The 25,659-nt window shown below is 28.8% G+C and carries 24 protein-coding genes; 12 read left to right on the forward strand and 12 right to left on the reverse strand.

Translation table 11 applies throughout. The annotated features are described in order from the left end of the window. Window positions 1–4: 4 nt before the first annotated feature. The 3 genes from LXD69_RS07805 to LXD69_RS07815 are packed head-to-tail and all read left to right on the forward strand — an operon-like array spanning window position 5 to window position 1,442. Window positions 5–631 carry an SCO family protein gene (locus tag LXD69_RS07805; protein WP_246918622.1) on the forward strand — a complete coding sequence of 209 codons (627 nt, stop codon included), beginning with the start codon at window positions 5–7 and terminating at the stop codon, window positions 629–631. Continuing rightward, window positions 632–1,165 carry a DUF420 domain-containing protein gene (locus LXD69_RS07810; protein WP_045969441.1) on the forward strand — a complete coding sequence of 178 codons (534 nt, stop codon included), beginning with the start codon at window positions 632–634 and terminating at the stop codon, window positions 1,163–1,165. Window positions 1,166–1,181: 16 nt separating this feature from the next. After that, a complete protein-coding gene (locus LXD69_RS07815) occupies window positions 1,182–1,442 on the forward strand; it encodes a hypothetical protein (protein WP_045970207.1) in 261 nt (86 codons plus the stop codon). Between the two features lie 67 nt (window positions 1,443–1,509). On the opposite strand, the gene LXD69_RS07820 is transcribed toward LXD69_RS07815, so the two are convergent. Continuing rightward, entirely contained in the window at window positions 1,510–2,901 is a 1,392-nt protein-coding gene (locus LXD69_RS07820; RefSeq protein ID WP_246918623.1) for a DUF4403 family protein, read from the reverse strand. Between the two features lie 104 nt (window positions 2,902–3,005). Between LXD69_RS07820 and LXD69_RS07825 the strand changes: the two genes are divergently transcribed. From LXD69_RS07825 to tsaB, 3 genes are all read left to right on the forward strand, one after another. Then, window positions 3,006–4,325: a TolC family protein gene (locus tag LXD69_RS07825; protein WP_045969437.1), complete on the forward strand. Its 1,320-nt coding sequence runs from the start codon at window positions 3,006–3,008 to the stop codon at window positions 4,323–4,325. Between the two features lie 6 nt (window positions 4,326–4,331). Then, window positions 4,332–5,639, forward strand: a complete 1,308-nt coding sequence (locus LXD69_RS07830) for an efflux RND transporter periplasmic adaptor subunit (RefSeq protein ID WP_246918624.1) — start codon at window positions 4,332–4,334, stop codon at window positions 5,637–5,639. Between the two features lie 111 nt (window positions 5,640–5,750). Further along, window positions 5,751–6,410 carry a tRNA (adenosine(37)-N6)-threonylcarbamoyltransferase complex dimerization subunit type 1 TsaB gene (tsaB, locus tag LXD69_RS07835; protein WP_246918625.1) on the forward strand — a complete coding sequence of 220 codons (660 nt, stop codon included), beginning with the start codon at window positions 5,751–5,753 and terminating at the stop codon, window positions 6,408–6,410. Between the two features lie 7 nt (window positions 6,411–6,417). Here the strand turns inward: tsaB and LXD69_RS07840 are convergent, their stop codons facing one another. Together LXD69_RS07840 and LXD69_RS07845 are read right to left on the reverse strand one after the other, a co-directional pair. Beyond that, window positions 6,418–7,236 carry a mechanosensitive ion channel family protein gene (locus LXD69_RS07840; protein ID WP_246918626.1) on the reverse strand — a complete coding sequence of 273 codons (819 nt, stop codon included), beginning with the start codon at window positions 7,234–7,236 and terminating at the stop codon, window positions 6,418–6,420. 214 nt (window positions 7,237–7,450) lie between these two features. After that, the gene (locus LXD69_RS07845; protein ID WP_246918627.1) at window positions 7,451–7,651 is read right to left on the reverse strand and encodes a dodecin family protein; all 201 of its coding nucleotides are present in this window, start codon (window positions 7,649–7,651) and stop codon (window positions 7,451–7,453) included. A gap of 258 nt (window positions 7,652–7,909) precedes the next feature. On the opposite strand from LXD69_RS07845, the gene LXD69_RS07850 reads away from it, so the two are divergent. Further along, window positions 7,910–10,150, forward strand: coding sequence for an inorganic phosphate transporter (locus LXD69_RS07850; protein WP_246918628.1), 2,241 nt, complete (start codon window positions 7,910–7,912; stop codon window positions 10,148–10,150). Between the two features lie 160 nt (window positions 10,151–10,310). After that, window positions 10,311–12,566, forward strand: a complete 2,256-nt coding sequence (locus LXD69_RS07855) for an inorganic phosphate transporter (protein ID WP_246918629.1) — start codon at window positions 10,311–10,313, stop codon at window positions 12,564–12,566. Between the two features lie 62 nt (window positions 12,567–12,628). Here LXD69_RS07855 and LXD69_RS07860 read toward each other — a convergent pair whose 3' ends face one another. Beyond that, window positions 12,629–13,528, reverse strand: a complete 900-nt coding sequence (locus LXD69_RS07860; RefSeq protein WP_246918631.1) for a NifU family protein — start codon at window positions 13,526–13,528, stop codon at window positions 12,629–12,631. Between the two features lie 533 nt (window positions 13,529–14,061). Between LXD69_RS07860 and LXD69_RS07865 the strand changes: the two genes are divergently transcribed. Both LXD69_RS07865 and LXD69_RS07870 read left to right on the forward strand, forming a co-directional pair. Continuing rightward, window positions 14,062–15,066: a PorP/SprF family type IX secretion system membrane protein gene (locus LXD69_RS07865; RefSeq protein WP_246918632.1), complete on the forward strand. Its 1,005-nt coding sequence runs from the start codon at window positions 14,062–14,064 to the stop codon at window positions 15,064–15,066. 65 nt (window positions 15,067–15,131) lie between these two features. Beyond that, entirely contained in the window at window positions 15,132–15,647 is a 516-nt protein-coding gene (locus LXD69_RS07870; RefSeq protein WP_246918633.1) for a gamma carbonic anhydrase family protein, read from the forward strand. Between the two features lie 82 nt (window positions 15,648–15,729). Here the strand turns inward: LXD69_RS07870 and murI are convergent, their stop codons facing one another. From murI to LXD69_RS07910, 8 genes are all read right to left on the reverse strand, one after another. Continuing rightward, the gene (gene murI / locus LXD69_RS07875) at window positions 15,730–16,509 is read right to left on the reverse strand and encodes a glutamate racemase (RefSeq protein WP_246918634.1); all 780 of its coding nucleotides are present in this window, start codon (window positions 16,507–16,509) and stop codon (window positions 15,730–15,732) included. Between the two features lie 73 nt (window positions 16,510–16,582). Continuing rightward, entirely contained in the window at window positions 16,583–17,092 is a 510-nt protein-coding gene (locus LXD69_RS07880) for an OmpH family outer membrane protein (protein ID WP_246918635.1), read from the reverse strand. A 27-nt stretch (window positions 17,093–17,119) separates the two neighbouring features. After that, on the reverse strand, window positions 17,120–18,112 hold the full coding sequence (locus tag LXD69_RS07885; RefSeq protein ID WP_246918636.1) for an OmpH family outer membrane protein: 993 nt from the start codon (window positions 18,110–18,112) through the stop codon (window positions 17,120–17,122). A gap of 119 nt (window positions 18,113–18,231) precedes the next feature. Next, on the reverse strand, window positions 18,232–20,883 hold the full coding sequence (gene bamA / locus LXD69_RS07890; protein ID WP_246918637.1) for an outer membrane protein assembly factor BamA: 2,652 nt from the start codon (window positions 20,881–20,883) through the stop codon (window positions 18,232–18,234). Between the two features lie 7 nt (window positions 20,884–20,890). Continuing rightward, a complete protein-coding gene (locus LXD69_RS07895; RefSeq protein WP_045969412.1) occupies window positions 20,891–21,631 on the reverse strand; it encodes an isoprenyl transferase in 741 nt (246 codons plus the stop codon). A 2-nt stretch (window positions 21,632–21,633) separates the two neighbouring features. Beyond that, window positions 21,634–22,317: a type IX secretion system protein PorG gene (porG, locus tag LXD69_RS07900; RefSeq protein WP_246918639.1), complete on the reverse strand. Its 684-nt coding sequence runs from the start codon at window positions 22,315–22,317 to the stop codon at window positions 21,634–21,636. Window positions 22,318–22,441: 124 nt separating this feature from the next. Continuing rightward, on the reverse strand, window positions 22,442–23,320 hold the full coding sequence (locus LXD69_RS07905) for an NAD kinase (RefSeq protein ID WP_045969407.1): 879 nt from the start codon (window positions 23,318–23,320) through the stop codon (window positions 22,442–22,444). A gap of 31 nt (window positions 23,321–23,351) precedes the next feature. After that, window positions 23,352–24,011, reverse strand: a complete 660-nt coding sequence (locus LXD69_RS07910; protein ID WP_246918641.1) for a CBS domain-containing protein — start codon at window positions 24,009–24,011, stop codon at window positions 23,352–23,354. 96 nt (window positions 24,012–24,107) lie between these two features. On the opposite strand from LXD69_RS07910, the gene LXD69_RS07915 reads away from it, so the two are divergent. Both LXD69_RS07915 and LXD69_RS07920 read left to right on the forward strand, forming a co-directional pair. Then, window positions 24,108–24,821, forward strand: coding sequence for a pyridoxine 5'-phosphate synthase (locus LXD69_RS07915; RefSeq protein ID WP_246918643.1), 714 nt, complete (start codon window positions 24,108–24,110; stop codon window positions 24,819–24,821). Further along, window positions 24,821–25,582: an alpha/beta fold hydrolase gene (locus LXD69_RS07920; protein WP_246918645.1), complete on the forward strand. Its 762-nt coding sequence runs from the start codon at window positions 24,821–24,823 to the stop codon at window positions 25,580–25,582. The genes LXD69_RS07915 and LXD69_RS07920 overlap by 1 nt, the downstream gene beginning before the upstream one ends. Window positions 25,583–25,659 lie beyond the last annotated feature (77 nt).

Here is a 25,659-nt window from a genome sequence, read left to right on the forward strand (position 1 = left end):
CATCATGAAAAATAAATCATATATAGGAATTACATTTATTATATTGATTTTTGGAATTTGGGCTGTACCAAAAATAATAGCTAAGTTTCAAAAATCAGATTTGTATGTTATAGGGAAAATACCAAGTTTTGAGCTAACTGACCAGAATGATAAAAAAATTACAGATAAAGATTATTTAGGAAAAGTATATGTAGTGGAATTCTTTTTTTCGACTTGCCCTACAATTTGTCCAAGAATGAATCAAAATATGTTATTGTTACAAAATGAATTCTATGGAAATCCAGAATTTGGAATTGCCTCAATCACAATTAATCCAGATTATGATACGCCAAAAGTATTAAAAGATCATGCAGATCATTTAGGTGTTAAACATTACAACTGGCATTTTTTAACAGGAGAGAAAGACTATATTTTTAACCTTGCCAATAAAGGATTTAATATTTACACAGGAGAAAATAAAAATGTGGCAGGTGGTTTTGAACATTCTGGGTTATTTGCTTTGATAGATAAAGAAGGAAATATAAGATGTAGAAAAGATGAATTCGGAAATCCTATTTTATATTATGACGGATTAGAAGATGAAGGAGTAAAAGCAATTAAAGAAGATATTAAAAAATTATTAGAAGAATAAATGGAAAATAATATTGAAACAAAGTATAATAAACTAATTACTATTTTATCAATAGTAATTCCTTTAGCTGTTGCAGCACTTTTTGGCGTTAGCTTTAAACGTTTGGGATTTGATATTGAACCTTTTAGTTTTTTGCCGCCTATTTATGCTACAATTAATGGAATTACGGCAGTTTTATTAGTAGTTGCGGTTGTGGCTATTAAAAATGGTAAAAGAAAGTTACATGAAAACCTGATGAAAAGCGCTATAGCCTGTTCGGTTGCTTTCTTATTAATGTATGTTGCTTACCATATGTCATCCGAGTCAACTTCTTATTTAGGAGATTATAAACCAGTTTATTATTTTATATTAATATCTCATATTATTTTGTCAATAGTAATTATTCCATTAGTATTAATTACTTATGTAAAAGCACTAGCAAAAAGATTTGATAAGCATAAGAAAATAGCTAAAATAACATTTCCTATTTGGTTGTATGTTGCAATAACTGGTGTGATTGTATATTTAATGATTTCACCTTATTATGCTAATTAAGAGAAAAAAACAAAAAATGAAACAAGAGAAAAAAGAAAATGACTTTTTAGATATAAAGAAAAAAATCTTTTTAATATTATCTTTTTTATATGTTGTTTCTTCAGAAGCTCAGTGTGCTATGTGTAGAGCTGCGTTAGAAAGTGAGGAAAGCGGAGTGCAAGCGCAAGCCATAAATGATGGAATTGTATATTTGATGGTAATTCCATATGTGTTAGTTGCAGCAGCAGCTTATGCTATTTATAAAATAAAATTTGCTAAGAAAAAGGAAAAAATATAAATATTTTTTTTAGAATTATATAAAAATAACACCCTATTTCAATTTGAAATAGGGTTTTTTAGTTTATTTATTCCATTCCGTCAATAGTGATTTTCATTTTTCCACCAGTACTGATAAAAGCAATAATAGCCTTATCTGTTAATTCTACTTTTTCAAACTCAAAATCACTCATTGTTCCATTCACAAAAACACCTTTCATAGGAGAGTAGTTTGCTAAATACTTTTCCATACTTTTTTTTCCTTCTTCCATATTTTCTTGAATAGAATAGCGACAATTTTCTTGAATTTTTCTTAAAACAGTACCTTGCGCTAACCAATTTGCAGATTTTAATAAAACACTTTTTGTATTTAAAACATAATCTAATTGATCAAAAAAGATTTCTTTAGTAAAAGCGTTATATTGTGGATAACCAGATAAATAAATAGTTCCGTTTATAGAACCTAATAAGTCTAAAGCAATGATTAGTTTTCCTCCATTTTGCCAAATATCAACTTTTTGTACAGTCACTTTTTTGCTTCCAGAACCAAACTCTTGTCCCTGAAAATTCTTAGTAATTACTTTTGAAGCACTTTCATAAGTAGAAACAGCAGCAACAGCAGCAGAGAAATGATCAGGTATTTTAGTAACGGGTTTTAGTATCAATTTATCTTTGTCAAATGTATTCTTAGGTTCTCTCCCAATCATGGTTTGCATGTTGCATTTTAAACCCATATCCATTGTAATCTTGTTGTTTTTTAATTCAGCTTCTGTTACATATAATTCTATTGGAATTAGTTTAAACCACGCCTCATAACTTTCATCTGTTAAAAAAGGAGTACTTATTTTTTCCATTGTTTCTAACACCATAGGTTTAAAATCACAAGATAAATCAATAGCATCATCAATCATTTTTGAAATTTTACTTTTAAACAAAGAAACAGTTGGGTTAATAATATAAGTAATAGGAATTTTTTTCCCTGCAACCATAATATTTGGACTTTCGCTCCATTCAAAATCTTTTATGGTAGAGTTTGTAGTCAATTTCCAGTTGTATAAATGAGCCTTACTGTTTAATGTGATTTTTCCGTTTAAATTAATCTCTCTCGTGTCATTTAAACCCATAAAATCGGTTCCATATTTTATTTTTGCCCAAATTTTTAAGGGAATTTCAGATATAATTTCACCATTTACTTCTGTCAAATGTATTGCAGAAGTTTTCCAAATCTTCATTTCTGTTTTATCATCAGAAATATCATTGTCTTCATAAATTAAACCAGCCATGTTTTTATTTAAAAGAGTTTCAATATCTTTTAAAGTAATTTCCGTAGGTAAAGAAATAAAAGAAGTTTTATTTTTAAAAACCATAGGGTTGTTATCTGAAGGCATTGGTTTTAATGCCTGAATTTTTTGAGTTGTTCCACAAGAAGCGAAGAATGATATAAAAATAATCACTAAAAGAAAACCGACTATATATTTCATTTTTTAAAATAATTTTGATGTAAAAATAAAATATTAAATGATTACTGTAACAAAAACTTATTTTTTTGGTCTTATAGTAAAAATTCATTTATAAATCATCAATAATGATAACTAAAAGAATACTCGTTTTTCTCTTATTTGTAGGAATTAACATCTTTGCACAAGAAAAGAAATGGACTTTGCAAGAATGTGTTGATTATGCGGTTAAGAATAATATTTCGGTAAAACAATCTGAGTTAGACTTAAAGACATCAGATATAGAAAAAATGGAAGCTATAGGTAGTTTTCTACCAACGCTAGGTGCAAATGCAAATTATAGTGTAAATACTGGAGCTAATATTAATCCAGCTACTAATCAATTTGAAAATACTACGTTTAAGTCGCTTTCTGCATCTGCAAATTCAAGTATTACTTTGTTTAATGGGTTAGCTAACTGGAAAACGCTTCAGCGTACTAAATTGAACAAAATAGCGAATACTTATAAATTAGATAAAATGAAAGATGATATTGCACTTTCAGTTGCAAATGCATACTTACAAATTTTATTTAATAAAGAGCAATTAAAGGTTCAGAAAAATCAAAATCTAATTACAAAAGAGAATATTAAAAGAACTCAAGAGTTAATAGAAGTAGGTTCTGTTCCAGCGGGAGATATTTATGAATTGCAAGCTACCGATGCTACTCAGGAACAACAAATTATAAGTACTGAAAATGCTCTTTTGATATCTAAAATTTCATTATGTCAAACATTGTTGTTGGAAAATTATGCAACTTTTGATATTTCTGATGAAGTAATAGAAGTACCTATTACAAATCTTGCAGATGAAAGCCAAGAGACCATTTTAGCTAAAGCAAAAGAATCAGTATATGATATAAAAATAGCACAATCAAATGTTGATATCGCGAAAAAAGATCTTTCTATTGCTCGTTCAGGATATTTACCAACGTTAAATGGATTTGTAGGATATAATACAAGATGGTCAGAAAGTACACCGTTTAGTTTTACAGATCAATTATCATTATTTGATGGTACTTCTATAGGACTACAATTAAGTGTGCCTATTTTAAGTGGATTCTCTACAAGAGGAAGAGTTCAACGCTCGAAAGTAAATAAAGAAAGAACAGAAATTCAATTAAAACAAGCCGAATTAGATTTAGAAAGAAATGTTTACCAAGCTTATAATGATGTTATTAATGCTAAGAAATCATTTGAAGCAGCTCAAAAAACATTAGAAGCAAGAAAGTTAGCATACGATTTTGCAAAAGAAAGATTTGAAGTCGGATTAATGAATTCATTTGATTTTTCGCAATCTTCAATTACATTAGAAAACGCACAATCAGAAGTATTAAGAACAAAATACGATTACATATTTAGAACCAAAATTTTAGAATTTTATTTCGGAATCCCATTAATTCAAAAATAATCAATCATGTCAAAGAAATCAATATATATATTATTAGCAACAGTAATAGGTTTAATTATAGTGTTGTTTGCTTTAAAGAAAGCAGGAGTTGTAGGAAATACTGATGACAGTAAAGAAGTTGAAATAGCTAAAGTAGACCAAATGGAAATTGTAGAAACAGTTTCTGCAACTGGGAAAATTCAACCAGAAATTGAAGTTAAAATATCTTCTGAAGTTTCAGGAGAAATTATTGAATTACCAATAAAAGAAGGTCAACAAGTTAAAAAAGGAGATTTATTAGTAAAAATAAATCCAGATATTTATGTTTCAGGTGTAAATAGAACAGCTGCTTCATTATCTACTACAAAAGCAGGTTTAAGCCAGGCAGAAGCTCAAGTAAAAGAGTCAAAAGCAAATTACGATAGAAATAAAAAATTATTTGATAAAGGAGTAATCTCAAAATCAGAATGGGATAAAATTGTTTCTGCTTATGAAGTAGCACTAGCAAATAAACAATCTGCTTACTTTAATGTCCAAAGCGCTTCTGCTACATTAACTGAAGCTAGAGATAATCTAGGAAGAACTACTATATATGCTCCAGCAGATGGAACTATTTCATTGCTATCTGTAGAGCTAGGAGAAAGAGTTTTAGGAACACAGCAAATGGCTGGAACAGAAATTTTACGTGTGGCTAATTTAAATAATATGGAAGTTGAAGTAGATGTTAACGAAAATGATATTGTAAAAGTTACAGTAGGAGATTCTGCAAAAATTGAAGTAGATGCCTATTTGAAAAAAGAATTTAAAGGAATTGTAACGAGTATTTCAAATTCTGCAAGTTCTGCATTAACAGCAGATCAGGTGACTAATTTTAAAGTGAAAATAAGAATTTTAAAAGAATCATATCAAGATTTACTAGAAGGAAAAGGACCAAATTACTCTCCTTTTCGTCCAGGAATGACTGCTACAGTCGATATTATTACAAATAAAAAAACAAATGTAATAGGTGTGCCAATTAGTGCCGTAGTGATTAAAGAAGATACTACTTCTGTAAAAAAAGATATAGTTGCTGAACTTGAAAAAGAAGACAAGCAAAACAAAGGAACATATAAACCAGATCAAAAATTTGAATGTGTTTTTGTAAAAGTTGGAGATAAAGCAAAATTAAGAGTAGTAAAAACAGGAATTCAAGATGATACTAATATTGAAATTAAAGAAGGACTGAAAAAAGGAGAAGAGATTATTACAGGACCTTATTTGATGGTTTCAAAAGAGTTAGAGACAAACGATAAAGTAAAAATAGCAGCAGAAGATAAAAAAGACAAAAAGAAATAAAAATACGTTAATTGGGTTATTTTTTTAAAAAGGGCGTGAATCTTATTCGCGTCTTTTTTTGTGGGATTAAGTTTTAAAACATTGTATTTTTGCAATCATATAATTTTATTCATGTCAGTATTATTAAACATAGAAACAGCAACTAAAAATTGTTCAGTTTCAATAGCAAGAGAAGGTAAAACTATTTTATGTAGAGAAATTGCTGAAGAAAATTTTTCTCATGCAGAAAAATTACATGTTTTCATTGAAGAAATTCTACAGGAAAGCAATTTGTCTTTTAAAGATTTAAAAGCAGTAGCTGTAAGTCAAGGTCCTGGTTCTTATACTGGATTGAGAATAGGAGTTTCTTCTGCAAAAGGCTTTTGTTATGCTTTAAATTTGCCAATGATTGCTATTGATACCTTAGAACTTTTAGCAAGAAAAATTTCTATAAATGAAGGGATTATTATTCCTATGATTGATGCTAGAAGAATGGAAGTGTATACTGCATTTTTTGATAAAAACTACATAAAAATAAGACAAATAGAAGCTGAAGTTATTAATGAAGAATCATATAAAGAAATTAATTCAACGATTCATTTAGTAGGTGATGGAATAATGAAATTCAAAGAAACATTAGTTCAGGATAAATTTATTTTTCATCATGATGTTGTATTTCCTTCGGCAAATGAAATGAGTTATTTGTCATTTGAAAAGTACAAAAAAAGCGACTTTGTAAATGTCGCTTATTTTGAACCTTATTATTTAAAAGATTTTGTCTTAAATAAATAAAAAAGTATTATTTCTTTTTAATTTCTACTTGATGTGGATATGGAATTTCAATACCAGCAGCATCAAAAGCAACTTTACAGTCTTCAAGTGTTTGACTATGAACAGAGAAATAGTTTTCTGAATTTGTCCATGGTCTTACAGCAAGATTTATAGAGCTATCTGCAAGTTCCCAAACTAAAATTGTAGGCGCAGGATTCTTTAAAACCATTGAGTTTTTATTTAAAACATCTAGAATAACATCTTTCACTTGTTTTAAATCTGAATTATAATCTACACCAATCATTAAATCAACTCTTCTAATTCCTTCTTGAGTGTAATTTTTAATAACACCATTTGATAAAGCTCCATTAGGAATATACACTGTTTGATTGTTTCCAGTTAATAACTTTGTGTTAAAAATTTGAATTTCTTTTACAGATCCTATTTCTCCTTGCGCTTCAATTACATCGTCTAGTTTAAATGGTTTAAAAAGGATAATTAAAATTCCTCCTGCAAAATTAGAAAGAGATCCTTGAAGTGCTAAACCAACAGCTAAACCTGCTGCTCCTAATATAGCAACAAAAGAAGATGTAGGGACTCCAAGATTTGAAATTACCGTTATAAAAACTAAAATACGTAATGTCCAAAAGACGAAATTACCTATGAAATTTGAAAGAGTAGTATCTATTTCTCGTTTAACTAATATACGTTTTAGGGTTTTTGTAATAATACTTGTCAGCCAAAGTCCTACAAATAATATGATAATGGCCGTAATTACTTTTGGAGAATATTCAATTATAATGTTTTTAATAATAGTTGCATATTCTTCTACTTTTTCGCTAGTCATTTTTACTTTATTTTTATGATTTTTATTGTATTCAAGAAAAGTTTTTTTTAAGAGTGTAAAGATAAAGAAGTCTTTTGCGTTATCAAACCTATTTCAATAAATGTAAAAGAAGTGTTTCTTGTTTGTTTGGTTTTTTATAAGAATAAATAGTAATTATGTTTAAAATAAAAAAGCGTTCAATCGAACGCTTAGGAATAATTAAATGATTAGCTAATTATTCAATTTCAAAAGTAACTTTCAAATTAACTCTAAATTCTGTTACTTCATTATTTTTTACACTTGCACTTTGATCTTGTACATACACGGATCTAATATTTTTTAAAGACTGAGAAGCTTTAGCTACAGCTTTTCTCGTTGCATCTTCCCAACTTTTTTCTGAACTTGATAAAACTTCAATAACTTTTAATACTGCCATAATATATTGTTTTTATGTTAGATTATAAAGTTAATTAAAAAATAGAGATATTCCAAGAAGAGATTGTTTGCCAAATATTTATTTAGTATTAAAATTTAAAGAAATTTTTAAAACACATTATTTAAATAAAAAAGAAAAGCTTAAAGAATAAGGGGTTTGTAACTTTGTTAATCCTTGTTAAAATCCAATTGATAACATTAAATTAACGTTGGGTTAGCTAAAATATGACAACTTTGCATCGTTTTAAAAGTTAAGAATATGGAACAAATTTATGTGATAATGCTTGTGGCATTAGGAATTCTTGCAATTATTGATTTAGCTGTAGGAGTTAGTAATGATGCGGTTAATTTTTTAAACTCTGCTATAGGTTCAAAAGCCGTTTCACTTAGAACAATTCTTATTGTCGCAAGTATTGGAATTGCTGTAGGAGCTGTGTTTTCAAGTGGAATGATGGAAGTGGCAAGAAAAGGAATATTTATGCCAAGTGAATTTTATTTTAATGAAATTATGATAATTTTCATGGCAGTTATGATAACAGATATCTTACTTTTAGATTTCTTTAATACGCTAGGAATGCCTACATCAACAACAGTATCGGTTGTTTTTGAATTATTAGGATCGGCAGTTGTTATTTCAGTAATTAAAATATTAAATAATGGAGATTCATTAGGTATAATTGGAAAATACATTAATACAGAGAAAGCAACAGAGATAATTATAGGAATTCTATTATCTGTTGTTATTTCTTTTTCAATAGGAGCCATTGTACAATATATTTCTCGTTTATTACTTACATTTAATTATGAAAAGAAAGCAAAATGGGTTGGAGCTATTTTTGGAGGAATAGCATTAGCGGCAATATCATATTTCATTATAATCAAAGGATTAAAAGGAACAGAATTTTACGAAAAAATTAAACCTATAATTAAAGATAAAACATTTTTAGTACTTTTAGTTAGTGCTGCTTTTTGGACACTTTTTTCTTTTGTTATTATTCAAGGATTCAAAAAAAATATCTACAAATTAGTAATTATAGTAGGAACATTTGCATTAGCATTAGCTTTTGCAGGAAACGACTTAGTTAATTTTATTGGTGTGCCTATTGCAGCTTGGCAGTCTTATGGAGCTTGGGTAGATTCAGGAGCTCCTGCAACTGGATTTGCAATGAGTGTTTTGGCAGAAAAGGTAGCAACTCCTACATTATTATTGATGATTGCAGGTGGAATAATGGTAATAACACTTTGGATTTCTAAAAAATCGATGAATGTTTTAGAAACAGAGCAAAATTTGTCACGTCAAGGAGAAGGTTCTGAAAAATATTCTTCAAATATAATATCTAGAGGTATAGTTAGAGGTGCAGTTATCTTAAGTAATGGTATCAGCTTTCTAATTCCTAAGTCAGTTCAAGCAACTATAGATGGAAGATTTCTAGCTGCTGAATATAAAGGAAAAAGAAGTGAACAACCTATGTTTGATATGGTTAGAGCATCTATTAATTTAGTTGTAGCAGCAGTTTTAATTTCTATAGCAACATCTATGAAATTACCATTATCTACTACATACGTAACTTTTATGGTAGCAATGGGAACTTCATTTGCAGATAGAGCTTGGGATAGAGAAAGTGCTGTTTATAGAATTGCAGGTGTCCTAAATGTTATAGGAGGTTGGTTTTTTACTGCATTTGCAGCATTTATTTCTGCAGGAATAGTAGCATATTTATTATATGTTGGAGAAATCTATGCATTTTTTGGGTTAATGATTCTTGTAGCGGTCTTGTTTTATAGAAGTAATCAAGTTCATAAAGCAAAAATGACTGAAAAAGAAGAAATTAAAAAACTGAATAAAGAAGATATCGTTAGTATTCATGAAGTAATAAATGAAAGTTCAGATCAAATTTCTAAAATTGTAAGTAAGACTAATAAGATTTATAGTGCAATTGTAGCAGGATTAAGTTTACAAGACTTACCATCTTTGAAAGAAAATAAAAAATCAGTTAAGAAATTAGAAAAGCAAGTAGATGAATTAAAGAATAATGTTTATTATTTCATTAAGAATTTAGATGAAACTTCAGTGGAAGCAAGTAAATTCTATGTATTGACATTAGGACATTTACAAGACATTGTGCAGTCTATTAGTTATATTTCTCAAAGTAGTCATTCACATATAAATAATAATCATAAACAATTAAAGTTTAATCAAATTAGAGATTTAAAAACAGTTGAATTAGAAATATTAGAATTGTTTAAGGATATTGAAGATATCTTTAACTCAAAAAACTTTAGTAGTATTGATAGAGCTTTAACAGAAAGAAAGAAAGTTTTAGAAACGATTTCTGATTTAATTCAAAAGCAAATAACAAGAATTAGAACAATTGAAAATAGTCCTAAAAACAGTAAATTATATTTCGGGTTATTATTAGAAACAAATGATTTAGTAAAAGCAACAATGAATTTATTAGAACTTTTTAAAGAGTTTAATGAATATGTTGAGAAAAAATAGAACTCGTTTAGAGACTAACAAAAAAGGGATTCAATTGAATCCCTTTTTTGTTAGTCTCAATTAAAATTATTATCTTTTACAATTATTTAACTTAACGTTAGCTTAACATTTTATTTAAGAAATTGTAACAAATTTGCCCGATTTTTAATTTACAATAATTATGGAACAAGTTTATGTTATTATGCTTATTGCATTAGCGCTTTTAGCTATTGTCGATTTGATGGTAGGAGTGAGTAATGATGCGGTAAATTTCTTAAATTCAGCAATTGGATCTAAAGCAGTTTCGTTTAAAACAATCATGATTGTCGCTAGTATTGGAGTTGCGGTTGGAGCGCTATATTCTAATGGAATGATGGAAGTAGCAAGAAGTGGAATTTTTACGCCAAGAATGTTTAGTTTTAATGATGTCATAATGATTTTCCTAGCAGTTATGATAACAGACGTATTATTACTCGATGTATTTAATACATTTGGATTGCCTACATCAACAACTGTTTCCATTATTTTCTCTTTATTAGGTGCTTCAGTTTTTATTGCAATATCAAAAATTTATGTAACAAATGGAGATATTAGTTCTTTAGGAAGCTATATAAATACAAAAAAGGCTACAGAAATAGTGTATAGTATATTATTATCTGTTCTACTTTCATTTGTTTTAGGAGCCATTGTACAGTATATTTCTCGTTTATTATTTACGTTTCATATAGAAAGAAGATATCGCTTTTTTGGAGCTATTTTCGGAGGGTTTGCATTGACCGCTATTTCTTTCTTTATCTTAATAAAAGGATTAAAATCGGTTACATTTATTTCTAGTGAAACAAAAGATTTTATAAAAGGGAATCAATTAATGATTATTGGGTATTGTTTTGTTTTTTGGACAATAATGTCTCAAATTGTTATGAGTGTCATAAAGTTTAATATTTTTAAACTTATTATAATAGTTGGGACTTTTGGTTTAGCATTAGCTTTTGCAGGAAATGATTTAGTAAATTTCATAGGAGTTCCGATTGCTGCTTTTCAATCGTATGAAATGTATGCTGAAGCGGGACAAGTTCTTAATGCCAAAGAATTTATGATGATAGGGTTAGAAGGAGAAAATCTTCCCGCTCCATTCATATTTTTAGCATTAGCAGGAGCAATTATGATTTATACATTATGGACTTCCAAAAAAGCAAGAAATGTAATTGAAACAGAACAAAACTTATCAAGACAAGGAGAAGGCTCAGAGAAATATAATGCCAATACATTGTCTAGATATATAGTTAGAGGAGCAATGTATATGGGAGGATTAATAAATTTTATTCTACCTAAAAGTATTCAAATTAGTATTGATAAACAGTTTGTTCTACCAGAATATACTGGGAAAAGAAATGAACAACCTATGTTTGATATGGTTAGAGCATCTGTGAATTTAATTGTCGCTGCCGTGCTTATCTCTTTAGGAACTTCAATGAAATTACCTCTTTCAACGACTTACGTAACCTTTATGGTGGCAATGGGTACTTCATTTGCAGATAGAGCTTGGGATAGAGAAAGTGCAGTTTATAGAATAGCAGGGGTTTTAAATGTTATTGGAGGATGGTTTTTTACTGCCATAGCAGCATTTATTGCATCAGGAATTATAGCATATATCTTATATGTAGGAGAAGTTTTTGCTTTTTTTGCTTTTATGATTATTGTTGCTTTGTTCTTTTATAGAAGTAATCAAAAACATAAGAAAAAAATAAAAGAAGAAGAGGTTATAAATGAATTGAAGCGAGAAGATATCGTTACAATTCATGAAGTAATAAACGAGAGTTCTTCTCAGATTTCTAAAATTATTTCAAAAACAAATACTGTTTATAGTAGTATTATTTCAGGACTTAGTTTACAAGATTTACCATCACTTAAAGAAAGTAAGAAAACAGTTAAAAAATTAGAAAAGCAAGTAGATGAACTAAAAAGTAATGTATACTACTTTATTAAAAACTTAGACGAAACGTCTGTTGAAGCTAGTAGATTTTATATTTTAACATTAGGATATCTACAAGATATTGTGCAATCTATTACTTACATTTCTCAAAGTAGCCATTCACATATAAATAACAATCATAAGCAATTGAAATTTAATCAGGTTAGAGATTTAAAAACGATTGAACTAGAGATATTAGAACTTTTTAAAGATATTGAAGGTATTTTTAATTCTAAAAACTTTAATAGTATCGATAGAGCGTTATCAGAAAGGAAAAAAGTTTTAGAAACAATTTCAGATCTAATTCAAAAGCAAATAACAAGAATTAGAACAATTGAAAATAGTCCTAAAAACAGTAAATTATATTTTGGGTTATTATTAGAAACAAATGATTTAGTAAAGGCAACGATGCAATTATTAGAATTGTTTAAGGAATTCAATTTATATGTTTCAGAGAAGAAATAATAGATTTTAAATAATAAAAAAGAGCTTTTTAAAGCTCTTTTTTATTTTGAATTGTAGCAGAATTATGCGTTTATTGCTTCAACTATGATTTCATTATCATTAAGCATTTGACGAAGCATATTTTCAATTCCATTTTTTAGTGTAAAAGTTGAAGAAGGGCAACCACTACATGCACCTTGTAAAATAACTTTAACTCTTTTAGAATTATCATCGTAAGATTCAAACATAATATTTCCTCCATCACCTTGAACAGCAGGCTTAATATATTCTTCAAGAATATTTATAATTTGTTGAGAAGTTACATCAAGTTTGTCAAAATAATCTTCTTGCTGTTTTGTATGAGTTTCTGTTTTTTTAATTAACGACTCGTCAACAACAATGTTTCCGTTTTCAATATATTCTTTTATGAAAGAACGCAATTCCATTGTTATTTCATTCCAATCTGCAATTTCATATTTAGAAACAGAGATATAATTTTCATCAATAAAGACTTCTTTAACGTATGAAAATTTAAATAATTCTTTTGCAAGTGGAGAGGCTAAAGTGTCATCAATATTTTTACATTCTAACAATGTTTTTGTTAGAAGTTTGTTGCATACAAATTTTTGTACAGCAGGATTTGGAGTTGTTTCTGCATAAATTGTAACAGGTGTTTTCTTAGTAGAATTTTCCTCAGCTTTAATAATTTCACCTCCATTATTAATAAATTCCTCAATTTGTTGAGCTACTTCATCTTGTACATCTGGCCATTCAACTATTGAGAATTTTTCTATTGCAATAAAATTGCCAGAAATGTAGACTGTTTTTACAAATGGTAAATAAAATAATTGCATTGCTAAAGGTGAATTTTTAGTTTCATCAATATTTTTGTATTCAAAATTTTGACCTCTAGTAATTTGATTTTCCAGTTCAAATTTAAGTATTGAAGGATTGTTGGTGTTTTTTATCGATATTTTTAACATTATAACGTGCTTTTTGCAAAGATACGAACAAATTATTTTTGATTATATATATTTGTTTTTTAACAAAAATTTAATTAGAAAACAGAACTTGAAAAAGAGTTGTCTTATTGATCTAAAGTTCATGTTTTTATAAATAATAATTGTTAATTTATTAAGTGTTTGATTTAGTGCTTTTAACCTGTTTTTTTATTTTAGTTTTAATTTTTTTAAAATTTAGCTTTTGGCAATTAAAGATGATTTTAAATAAGCTTTTGATAAAATTTTATTATACTAATTTCATTTTTTGCTTAGAATAACTATTGAAATAGAGATTCTTTGAATATTATATGCTTAGATGATAAAACTTTCGCAAAAATTTATATCTTTGGCCGGTATGGTAAAATAACAAGGTGAAGAAGTTCACTAACTTATACCGTAGTAATAAATATGTTATATCGGAGTAGTTTTAGATGATAATATATCATCCAGAATATGAAGAAAACTAACAAAACAAAATATTTAAAGCGCATTTTTCATTAAAACGATAACCTACAATGAATTTAAAAAAAAGTTATTTAATTATAGTGTTGTTTCTAACACAATTATCTTTCTCTCAAGAAGGAGTTGCAGTTTATTCAGATTATTTGTCTGATAATTATTATTTAATTCATCCATCAATGGCAGGAGCTGCTAATTGTGGAAAAATACGTTTGACTGGACGTCAACAATGGTTTGGACAAGATGATGCACCTTCTTTGCAAACTGTAAGTTTTAATACATCAGTCGATGAAGATGGTAAATCTGGTATTGGTGCCATAATTTTTAATGATAAAAATGGGTACCATTCACAAAGAGGAGCAAAACTAACTTATGCTCACCATTTAAGATTTTCTAGAGGAACTACAGATTTAAATCAATTATCTTTTGGTTTAAGTGCTGCTTTTGTTCAAAGTCAATTAGATGAAACAGAATTTGTAAATCAACCATTTGATCCGTTTGTTTTTGGAGGAATTTATCAAAAAGATTCATATTTCAATGTTGATTTAGGAGTTTCATATCACTATTTAGATTTCTTTACTCATTTTACAGTTAAAAATTTCTTAGCAAATAGAAGAGAGATTTATACTGAAGGAATTGAATCTGATAACTTAAGAAAGTTATTATGGAGTGCAGGAGCAGTTTTTGGAGATGAAGATAGGTTATTATGGGAACCATCTTTTATGTTTCAATATACACAAGAAACTACTGAAAAAGCAATTGACCTAAACTTAAAAGTTTATAAAGGAATGGATTTTGGTAGAATATGGGGTGGATTATCATATAGAAGAAGCTTTGATGGGGCTGAATATCTTAACGGAAGTGCTATTGATGAACAAAAATTACAATATATAACGCCAATTTTAGGGGTAAACTATAAACAATTTATGTTCTCATATACATATTCTCATATCATTGGAGATATTAAATTTGATACAGGAGGATTTCACCAGTTAACACTAGGTTTAGATATATTCTGTAAAGCTAAAGAGTGGGATTGTAATTGTCCTGCCGTTAACTAAGAAATTAGAAAAAAATTATACATTTGTGTCCCGATTATGTCGGGACATTTTTATATACAAAAGTTATGATAATAAAAGAAGTGAGAGGGAAATATCCTCAAATACCAGAAGATTGCTTTATTGCAGATAATGCAACTATTGTTGGAGATGTTATTTTAGGAGAGAAATGTAGTGTTTGGTTTAATGCAGTAATTAGAGGTGATGTAAATGCTATTACAATAGGGAATAAAGTTAATATTCAAGATGGGGCAGTTATTCATTGTACATATCAAAAACATCCTACAGTAATAGGAAATAATGTGTCAATTGGACACAATGCTATAGTTCATGGTTGTGAGGTTAAGGACAATGTTCTTATAGGTATGGGAGCAATTGTTATGGATAATTGTATAATTGAAAGTAATTCAATTGTAGCAGCAGGGTCAGTTGTAACACAAAATACAACTGTTGAATCAGGAACTATATATGCAGGAATTCCAGCAAAGAAGGTTAAGGATTTAAATAAAAGTGATTTTGCTGGAGAAATAGAACGTATTTCTAATAATTACGTAATGTATTCAGGTTGGTTTAAAGAAGATTAGAAAGCTTTTTTAGTTGTTGTCATCACAACTAATCATTTAAGAGTTAGAATGTATAAAGATTTGTACTAACAAGTTTTCTAGTTTAAAAATCTTTCTGAATAATATTTTTAGTGTCTTTTAAAATTTCTTTAAGAACATCTGGATTTGTATTCGTATAAAAAAAATGACTACTTTTTTTATTTCCAGTATTTAATAAGTTGTATTGGTTTAAAACATTTCTAGTTTGTTTTGCAACAGCTTCACCAGAATCAATGATTTTAATGTGGCTAGGGAGTATTTTTTTTATCTGTGGAATAAGATAAGGGTAGTGGCTACAACCTAGCACTAAATAGTCTATATTTTGCTCTATCATTGGATTTAAATAGCTTTCTAGTAGTTCTGTCATTTCAACAGAATCTATGGCTCCATTTTCAATGAGTTGGACTAATCCATGACCTATTTGCTCAATAATTTTTACATTAGGATAGCTTAGTAGTTTTTCATGGAATAATTCACTAGTTAATGTTCCTTTCGTAGCAAGAATACCAATTATATCTGTTTTAGACAGATTAGCAGCAGGCTTAATCGCAGGTTCTATTCCAATAAAAGGGACGTCATATTTTGCTCTTAATTCTTTAATTGCATTTGTTGTTGCAGTATTACAAGCTACAACAATTAATTTACAATCGTAATTAAGAAGGACTTCAGTGTTTTTATATGATAAATCTATGATTTCTTCCTTTGATTTAAAACCATAAGGAGCATTTTTGCTATCTGCTAAATAAATTGTGTTTTCATTAGGTAAAAGTAAATGAATCTCTTTCCAGATAGATGTTCCACCTATTCCAGAATCAAAAAGGCCTATAGCATTTTCGTTTATCATAAAACAAAAATATAAAAAAAACTGCTCAAAATTTCTAATTGAGCAGTTTAATGTTTTATTTATTTTAGGTTAATTAGAAACCTAATTCTTTTTTAACATCGTTTAATAAATCAGTTCCTTTAGCAACTAATAAACCACTACCTTCAGTAGCATCTAATACATATTCAAACCCTTTAGCTGTAGCTACTTTTTGAATAGCAGTTTGTGCTTTTTCCATAATAGGTTTTAATAAGTCTAGCTCTTTTTGTTGTAATTCTTTAGTAGCTGTTTGTTGATACTGTTGGATACGTTGCCCCATTTCTTGCATTTCTTTTGAGCGAGTTTCATTTACAGCCTCAGTTGCAGTTCCGTTTTCAGCTTCACGTTGGTATTTTTCAAGTTTTCCTTGGTATTCTTGTACCATAGTTTTATACTCTTTGTCGTATGTTTCCTGAATTTTTTGTAATTGCGTTTGAGCAGTTTTCATTTCAGGCATATTTGTCATTAAAGCTTTTACGTCAATATGTGCTAATTTTGACTGTGCAGATACTTGTGCTGAAATAAAAAGTACTAATGCAATAGCTAAAGTTTTTAAATGTTTCATTTTTAATTTTTAATTTAATTTTGGTTATTACTCTCCTTCGTTTTCTTTTTTATTTTCTTTTTTTCTTTGTTCTTCTAATTTGGCCTTTTTAGCAGCTTCTCTTTCTGCAATAATTTTTTTTCTTTTTTCTTCAATAGCTTTTCTGCGTTCTTCGGCAGTTGAAGCAGTTGTAGTCGTCGTTTTGGGTGTTTCTACTTTTTCTCCTGTTTTTGATTCTTCAGTTTTATCTTCTGTAGTATCCTTTTCAATTACTGTGCCACTTTTTTCAGCTTCTTTTTCATCAATCACTTTTTGCCTTTTTTCTTGGGCTGCTTTTTTACGATCTTCTATTAGTTTTTCTCTGGCTGCTTTTCTTTCTTCTAAAAGTTTTTCTCTAGCTGCTTTCTTCTCATCTAATACTTTTTGTCTTTCAGCAAGTGCAGGATTTTCATCTTGTAAATCTTCAATTGCTTCTTTTGCATCTTGAGCTTTCTGCTGTTTTTTAGTTAGTTGTTCTCTTTTTTCAGCACGCATAATTACTCTAACAACCTGATCGCTTATATCATGTCTTTTATTTGCAAATAGAATAGTTAAGTCTGATGATTTATCTAATATAAAATCGTAGTTTTTTTGCTCTGCAATGTCTTGAATAGCTGTGAAAACTTGATCTTGAATAGGTTTAACTAAAATTGATTTTTGAATGATTAAATCACCTCTTGCTCCAAAACGTTTTTCTTGATAGTCGAAAAGATCTTTTTCTTGAAATGCAATTTCTTCTTCACGTTCTTCAATAAGTTCTTTTGTCAATAAAACTTTTTCTGAGGCTAAGCTTTCTTTTAATTTATTAATTTCATTTTTTCGTGCTTCGATATCTTCTTTCCATTTTGAGGCCTTTTGTTCTAGTTGATTTTTAGCTTCTGCATAGTCAGGAGCTTTCTCTAGAATATATTCCATGTCGATATATCCAATTCTAACACTTGCCGTTTGTGAAAAACCGCTAAAGCAAGTAAATAATAATGTAACAAATAATAATTTTTTCATCTGTTTGTCTAATTTTAGTTTATATTTTCAGATGTAACCCAAAAAACTGTCCGAAAGATAAGAAATGTTTTTATAAGTTTGATTTTCATCTGTGTATTTTAAACTAAACGTTAAATGTACTAGAATTGTTGTCCAATAATAAAATGTGTTTGCCAACCACTCTTTGTTGATTGTCCTGGAACAGCATCAAACCCATGTGCAAAATCAATTCCTAATAAACCAAATGCAGGCATGAATACACGAAGGCCAAATCCTGCTGCACGTTGCATTTTAAAAGGGTTGTAGGCTTTGAAATCATCAAATGCAGCACCAGCTTCCAAGAATGTTAATCCGTAAATTGTGGCAGCTTGTTTTAATGTTATAGGGTATCTTAATTCTAATGAAAATTTATTATAAATTGTTCCTCCATCTACAGATGATAATGAGTTGTTAGGATAACCTCTTAATTGAATGGTTTCTCTACCATCTAATGAGTAATTTGCTAAACCATCTCCACCAAGGTAGAAACGCTCAAATGGAACTAATCCTCTTTCTTGGTTATATGCACCCATGTATCCAAATTCTCCTAATGAACGTAGTACTAATTTGTCATAAATACGAGTATACCAATCTGCTTTGAATTTTATTTTGTAATATTCTAACCAGTTATATCTTTTTTGATCATATTTTGCTACATCTAAATCAGCATCACTTGCACTAACTTTTTCATAAATTCCAGAATTAGCCGAAGTCTGCGCTATATAATCACCCTCTTGTACAATTTCACCATTTGAATTTGTTTGAGTTTGAATTCCACTTCCTGATTTGTATCTTAATTTGTATTCATCAGACTCTTTTAAGTCTCCATAATCGATTCCGTTAAATAGAGAATATGGAAGTGTAAATCTACCAGAAACACTAAATTCAGAACCATATGTTGGATAAATTGGGTTTAAACCTTTACTGTTTCTACTTAATCCAACTGTGTAAGCAAAGTTTCTTGAAGACCCATTTCCAAATGTAAATAATCCAGTGTTGTAATTGTTTAAGTCATAATATTGAAATGATAAACTTTGTGATAATACAAAATAATCATCCGGTACACTTAATTGTTTTGCAATTCCAACAGATAATGATGTAATATTGAAACTTTGATCACGAGTTACATCTCTTGTTTGGTAGTTGTATAAGAATTGTTTACTATGTGATAAGGAAGTAGAGAAACTTACTGGTTTTCTTCCTCCAAACCATGGCTCAGAAAAAGATAAACTATACGTTTGGAAATATGAACTACCTTGTAAACGTAATGCCATTTTTTGTCCATCTCCCATAGGAAGTGGTTTGTAAGAATCTTTTTTGAATATGTTTTTTGCTGAGAAGTTATTGAAAGACAATCCTAGTGTTCCAATAAATCCACCACCACCATAACCACCTTGTAATTCTATTTGGCTAGCTCCTTTTTCAACGACATTATATTCGATGTCTACGGTTCCTGATTGAGCATCAACATTTTTAAAATCGGGTCTTATTGCTTCAGGGTCAAAGAATCCAAGTTGACCAATCTCTCTCACAGAACGGATTAAATCTTCTTTGCTATATTTTTGACCTGGTTTTGTTCTTAATTCTCTGTAGATTACATGGTCATTTGTTCTATCATTACCAACAACTGTAATTTTATTGAAATAAGCTATAGGTCCTTCAGTAATTCTAATTTCAAAATCAATAGTATCATTTGAAGTTTTTACTTCAACTGGATTAATACTTGAAAATAAATAACCATTGTTTTGGTATAAGTTTGTTAAATCTTCGGCATCAGGATTACTATTGTCTGCTATTCTTTTTTGTAACAATACGCCATTATAAACATCACCTTTTTTAATTCCTAAAATTCTTGATAATTGTTGGTCTGTATAAACGGTGTTTCCTAAATATCTAATATTTCCAAAGTAATATTTTTTTCCTTCTTCGAGATTAACTTTTATGTTAATTAAATTATCTTCTTTATTATACGTTATACTGTCAGAAATTATTCGAGCATCTCTAAACCCTTTTTCTTTGTATTTATCAATTACAGTTACTAAGTCTTCTTTGTATTTTTCTTTGATGTATTTTGAAGCTTTAAAAATACGTATAGGGTTTTTCTGCTTGGTGTTTTTAAAGGCTTTTCTTAATTTAGAATCAGATAATTGTGAGTTTCCTTCAAAATCAATGCTCTTTATTTTTACTTTATCACCTTTATCAATATTAACAAGCATTTTTACTTCTGTTTCAGTTGAATCTGGAGTAGTGCTTATGAATACTTTAGTGTTGTAAAAACCGTCTTTTTTGTATTTATTTTCAATGTAATTTTTAGTTGTTGTTATAAGGTTTTCGTTAACGATTTTTCCTTTTTTAAGGTCAATTTCTTTGATTAAATCTTCCGATTTTCCTTTTTTAATCCCTTGTATTTTGATGTCAGATAATCTTGGAGATTCTATTAGATTTAATTCTAAGAAAATACTGTCTCCTTTAATGTTGTCTACATAGAAGTTCACATCATTGAAGAGACCAAGTTTCCATAGTTTTTTTATAGCAGAACTAATATCTTCTCCAGGAACTAATATTTTTTGACCTTTTTCAAGTCCTGAAAAAGTAACAACTGTTTGTTCGCTATATTTACTTTTTCCAGTTACGTTAACACCTCCTAAGATGTATTCTTTTCCGTTTTCTAATTTTGTTTCTTGAGCAACTAACTTTGTACTACTACCTATAATTATAAAGGTGAAAAGTAATTGTAAACCTTTTTTTAACATTGTTTTTTTATGAAATTTGTTCACTTGTTTTTCCAAATCGTCTTTCTCTACTTTGATAACTTTTAATGGCTTCCATTAGATCTTCATCTGTGAAATCAGGCCATAATACATCTGTAAAATAAAATTCTGCGTATGCAATTTGCCAAAGTAAGAAATTACTTATTCTATGTTCACCACTTGTACGTATTACCAAATCTACATCTGGTAAATTATGCGTGTAAAGATGCTCATTAATAATTGATTCGTCAATAGCGTCATTAGAAATTATATTATTTTTAACTTTATCTGAAATTTTTTTAACAGCCTGAATGAGTTCTTCTCTAGCTCCGTAACTTAAAGCTAAAGTCAATGTCATTCTAGTGTTTTCAGATGTTTTTTGTATTACTTCGTTTAATTCTTTTTGAACTTTGGATGGAAGATTTGTTAAATTTCCAACCGCATTTAAACGGATATTATTTTTCTCTAAAGTCTTTAATTCTTTCTTTAAAGAAGAAATTAAGAGTCTCATTAGAGTGTCAACTTCTAATTTTGGTCTGTTCCAGTTTTCTGTTGAAAAGGCATAAAGTGTTAAATGCTTAATACCTAGTTTGGCACAAGACTCAACGGTTGTTTTAACCGATTTTGTCCCATTTTCATGTCCTAATGAACGTAATAAACCTTTTTGTTTTGCCCATCTACCATTTCCATCCATTATAATAGCTAAATGGTTTGGTAGATTATTTATGTTTATTTTTGTTTCTATACTCATAGTTAATTTGCACAAAAACATGGGTTTTCCCCAAATGTATAAGTTAATGTTATTCCTGAAAAAACATACCAATCTTTACTGTTTAAGTTTCCGAATTGAAATGATCTTAAATTATTGTTTCTAGGGTTGCTCCCATCTAAATTGTCAGTAAAAGAGTATCGAGCTCCTATTTCTGCTCCAAGTATAAAATTTTGAAATAATCTGGTTTTTAAACCAACAATCATTGGAATAGCAAACTGACTATGTCTGTAGTCAAGTTTATCTGTTTTGTTAACGATGTAATTTTCGTTATATATAAAATAGTTTATACCTGTAGAAACATAGGGAGTCATTGCCCAATCAAGTTGGTGCAAATCAAAATCGAAGAAATTAAATTCTAACCCAATAGAAAATTCGTCTACATTATTTTCAAAGTCATTACCTCTTAAATTTCTACCAGGAACATCGCTGTCTAAATCATTTGATCCTAGTTCTCCATGTATATATGAAAAACGCCAAGAATGTCTAGGGCTTCTATTCCATTTATATATAATACCAAATGCCGGTTTGTTAGGCGATATATAATCCGTTGGACCAACATCTCCAATGTAATTAGATCCACTAACAAAAACACCTAATTCATTAATTTGTGCATTGATAGCTAATGAACTAAATAATAGGAATATGTATATAAAATTATGTCTCATTTTTGAAAATAGTTTGCAAATATAACAATATAGATTTCTTTACCATGTTTAAATAGAAATTTTATTCCTAAATATAATGGTTTAATACAAACGCAAAAAAAAGTTAAAAGTTATGTTTTGTAAATTAATTTCTTCTGTCTTCACCCCAAAGTAGTTTTTTTCTTATTGTTTTTAAAAAGCCTTCTTCAGAAAATTCAATCATATTTATTTCAAAAGGAGTTTTTTTAATTTTTAGAAGTGTTTCATTTGTTACTGATGTAATTCTAGAATCAAGAGAGACTAAATACTGTTCTTCTCTTCCAGAGACTTTTAATTCAATTTCAGTGTCATCGGGAATTACTAATGGTCTTGCGTTTAAGTTGTGTGGAGCAATAGGTGTAATAACAAGGCTTTTTACTTCAGGAGTTAATACAGGTCCACCGCAACTTAAAGAATAACCTGTTGATCCTGTTGGAGTTGATATGATTAATCCGTCTGCCCAATATGATGTTAAATATTCTCCATTTAAATATGTGTCAATTGTAATCATAGAAGTAGTATCTTTTCTGGAGACTGTAACCTCGTTTAAAGCAAAATTTAAATCAACTAAATCAGGATTTCTGGGTGTACATGTTAAACTTAGAAGGCTTCTTTTTGAAATAGTATATTCCTTAGATAATATTTTAAGTAGTAAAGGTTCAATGTTTTTAATTTGCACAGTTGCTAAAAAACCAAGCCTTCCAGTGTTGATTCCAACAATAGGTATTTTTTTGTTACGAACATATGTTACCGCTCTTAATATTGTTCCATCTCCACCAATGCTGATAAGTGCTTCAATATTATCTTCTAATTCGTCATGATTAGCATATGTATTGCATTTGTTCTTCAAAGAAGTTGTTATACTGTTGAAAAATTGTTCCTCAATGATAATGTCTACATTGTTGTCAATTAAGACTTGTAAAACTTTTTCAATAATCTCGTCTGTGGCGGATTGATAATATTGGCCAAATATTGCAATTTTCATAATGTTTCCTTTTTTGATGTTGACAATTTGGTTATATATTTAAATACTTATCAAGATAATCAGAACGGTCTTTTAAATTTTTTAAGTAAGTGTCTTCTTGATGCTCTGATATTATTTCATATTCATATCTACGAAATGTTTGTATAATATCGTTTAATCCGCCTAAGTTGATTTTTAAAGTAAATTCTATAAAGTTGTTGTCAATTTTAGAAATGAAAAGACCTAAAAGTTTTGCATTATTGCTTTCTACAATTTGAGCAATTTGACTCATAGAGAAATTATTTGCTTCTTTTCTTATTATTAAAAGGTTTCCTGTTTCTTTTAAAAATGGAGTTTCATGGAAAAATTTAATAACATCTTCCAATTCATAATAACCAATATATTTATTTTGATCATTTAAAACAGGTAGAATATTTGTTTCGTTTTTTGCAAATTCTTCTAATACATCTAGCCAAATCATCTCAGAACGCACATAAAAGCGTTTGAAATCATGACGGTTATCGCCTATTGAGGCGTTAGAGCTTAATGTTTCAGAATCATCTTTAGTTATGCATCCAATGTATATACTGTCTTCAGTTACAGGAAAATGAGTATATGGGAATTCAGAAAACAACTCTTGAGCATCGATAATCTTTTCTTCACTCTTTAACGGTTTTATGTCGTTGTTTAAAAAGTCAATTAATGAGTTCATTGTGTATATTAAGCTTATTTTTAATGCAAAATAATCAAAAATAGGTTATCAAAGCTATTTATACTTTGTATTTTTGTAAAGTTAATAAAAAAGAGAATGACAAAGTTATCAGTAAATATCAATAAAATAGCAACTCTAAGGAATTCTAGAGGAGGTAATGTGCCAAACTTGTTAGTGGTTGCAACCGATGTACAACGTTTTGGAGCAGAAGGAATAACAATACATCCAAGGCCAGACGAAAGACATATCCGTTATCAAGATGCTAGAGATTTAAAACCAATAGTTTATACAGAATATAATATTGAAGGAAATCCAGTGAAGAAATTTATGGATTTAGTTTTAGAAGTTAAGCCAACTCAAGTTACTTTAGTTCCAGATGCGGACGATGCATTAACTTCAAATGCAGGATGGAATACTATAAAACATAAAGATTTTTTGGTTGAAGTGATTTCGGAATTTAAAAGAAATAATATAAGAACGTCAATTTTTATTGATCCAGTTGTTGAGATGATTGATGGTGCAAAAAATACAGGAGCAGATAGAATTGAATTATATACAGAAGAATTTGCGCATCAATATTCATTAGGAAATGAAAAAGGTATTGAGGCTTATGTGAAAGCCGCTTTGAGGGCAAATGAATTAGGGTTAGGAATTAATGCAGGGCATGATTTGAGTTTGGATAATATTAAATTTTTTAAAGATAATATCCCAAATTTATTAGAAGTATCTATTGGTCATGCTTTAATTTCGGAATCTTTATATTTAGGTATTGAAAATGTAGTAAATATGTATCTTCAAAAATTGAAATAATGATTTTTTCTAAAATAGAAGGAGAAGGAAAACCGTTTTTGATAATTCACGGTTTTTTAGGAATGTCTGACAATTGGAAAACACTAGGTGTTCAGTTTGCAGAACAAGGTTTTCAGGTACATTTGTTAGATATGAGAAATCATGGAAGAAGCTTTCATTCAGATGATTTTAACTATCAGTTAATGGCAAAGGATGTATTGGAATATTGCAACTTTCATCAATTGAAAGATGCTGTTTTGTTAGGACATTCAATGGGAGGAAAAGTTGCTATGGAATTTGCCTGTTTGTATCCAGAATACGTTAATAAGTTTATTGTGGCAGATATAGGACCGAAATATTACGCACCACATCATCAAGATATCTTGGCAGGATTGAGTGCAATTGATTTTGAAACAAAACCAACAAGAGGTGAAGTAGATGAAATATTGTCAAAATATATATCCGATTTTGGAACAAGACAGTTTTTACTAAAAAATCTATATTGGAAAGAACAAGGACAGTTAGCATTTCGCTTTAATTTGAAAGCACTAATTGCTAATATTGTAGAAATTGGAAAGCCTCTTTTCGATGCTGCAAAATTTGAAAAAGAAGTGTTATTCATAAGAGGAGGGAATTCTAAATATATTTTAGATGAAGATGTTCCTTTGATTGAGAATCAGTTCCCAAGTATGAAATTAAGGACTATTGATAACGCAGGTCATTGGTTGCATGCTGAACAGCCAAAAGCATTTTATGATTATGTTATCGAATTTATTAAATAAAATAAAAATATTATGCATTCATAATATTTTTGGATAAAAAATTGTAGATTCCATATTTTATTATAATTTTGAAAGAT

Source organism: Flavobacterium sediminilitoris (assembly GCF_023008245.1).
Lineage (GTDB): Bacteria > Bacteroidota > Bacteroidia > Flavobacteriales > Flavobacteriaceae > Flavobacterium > Flavobacterium sediminilitoris.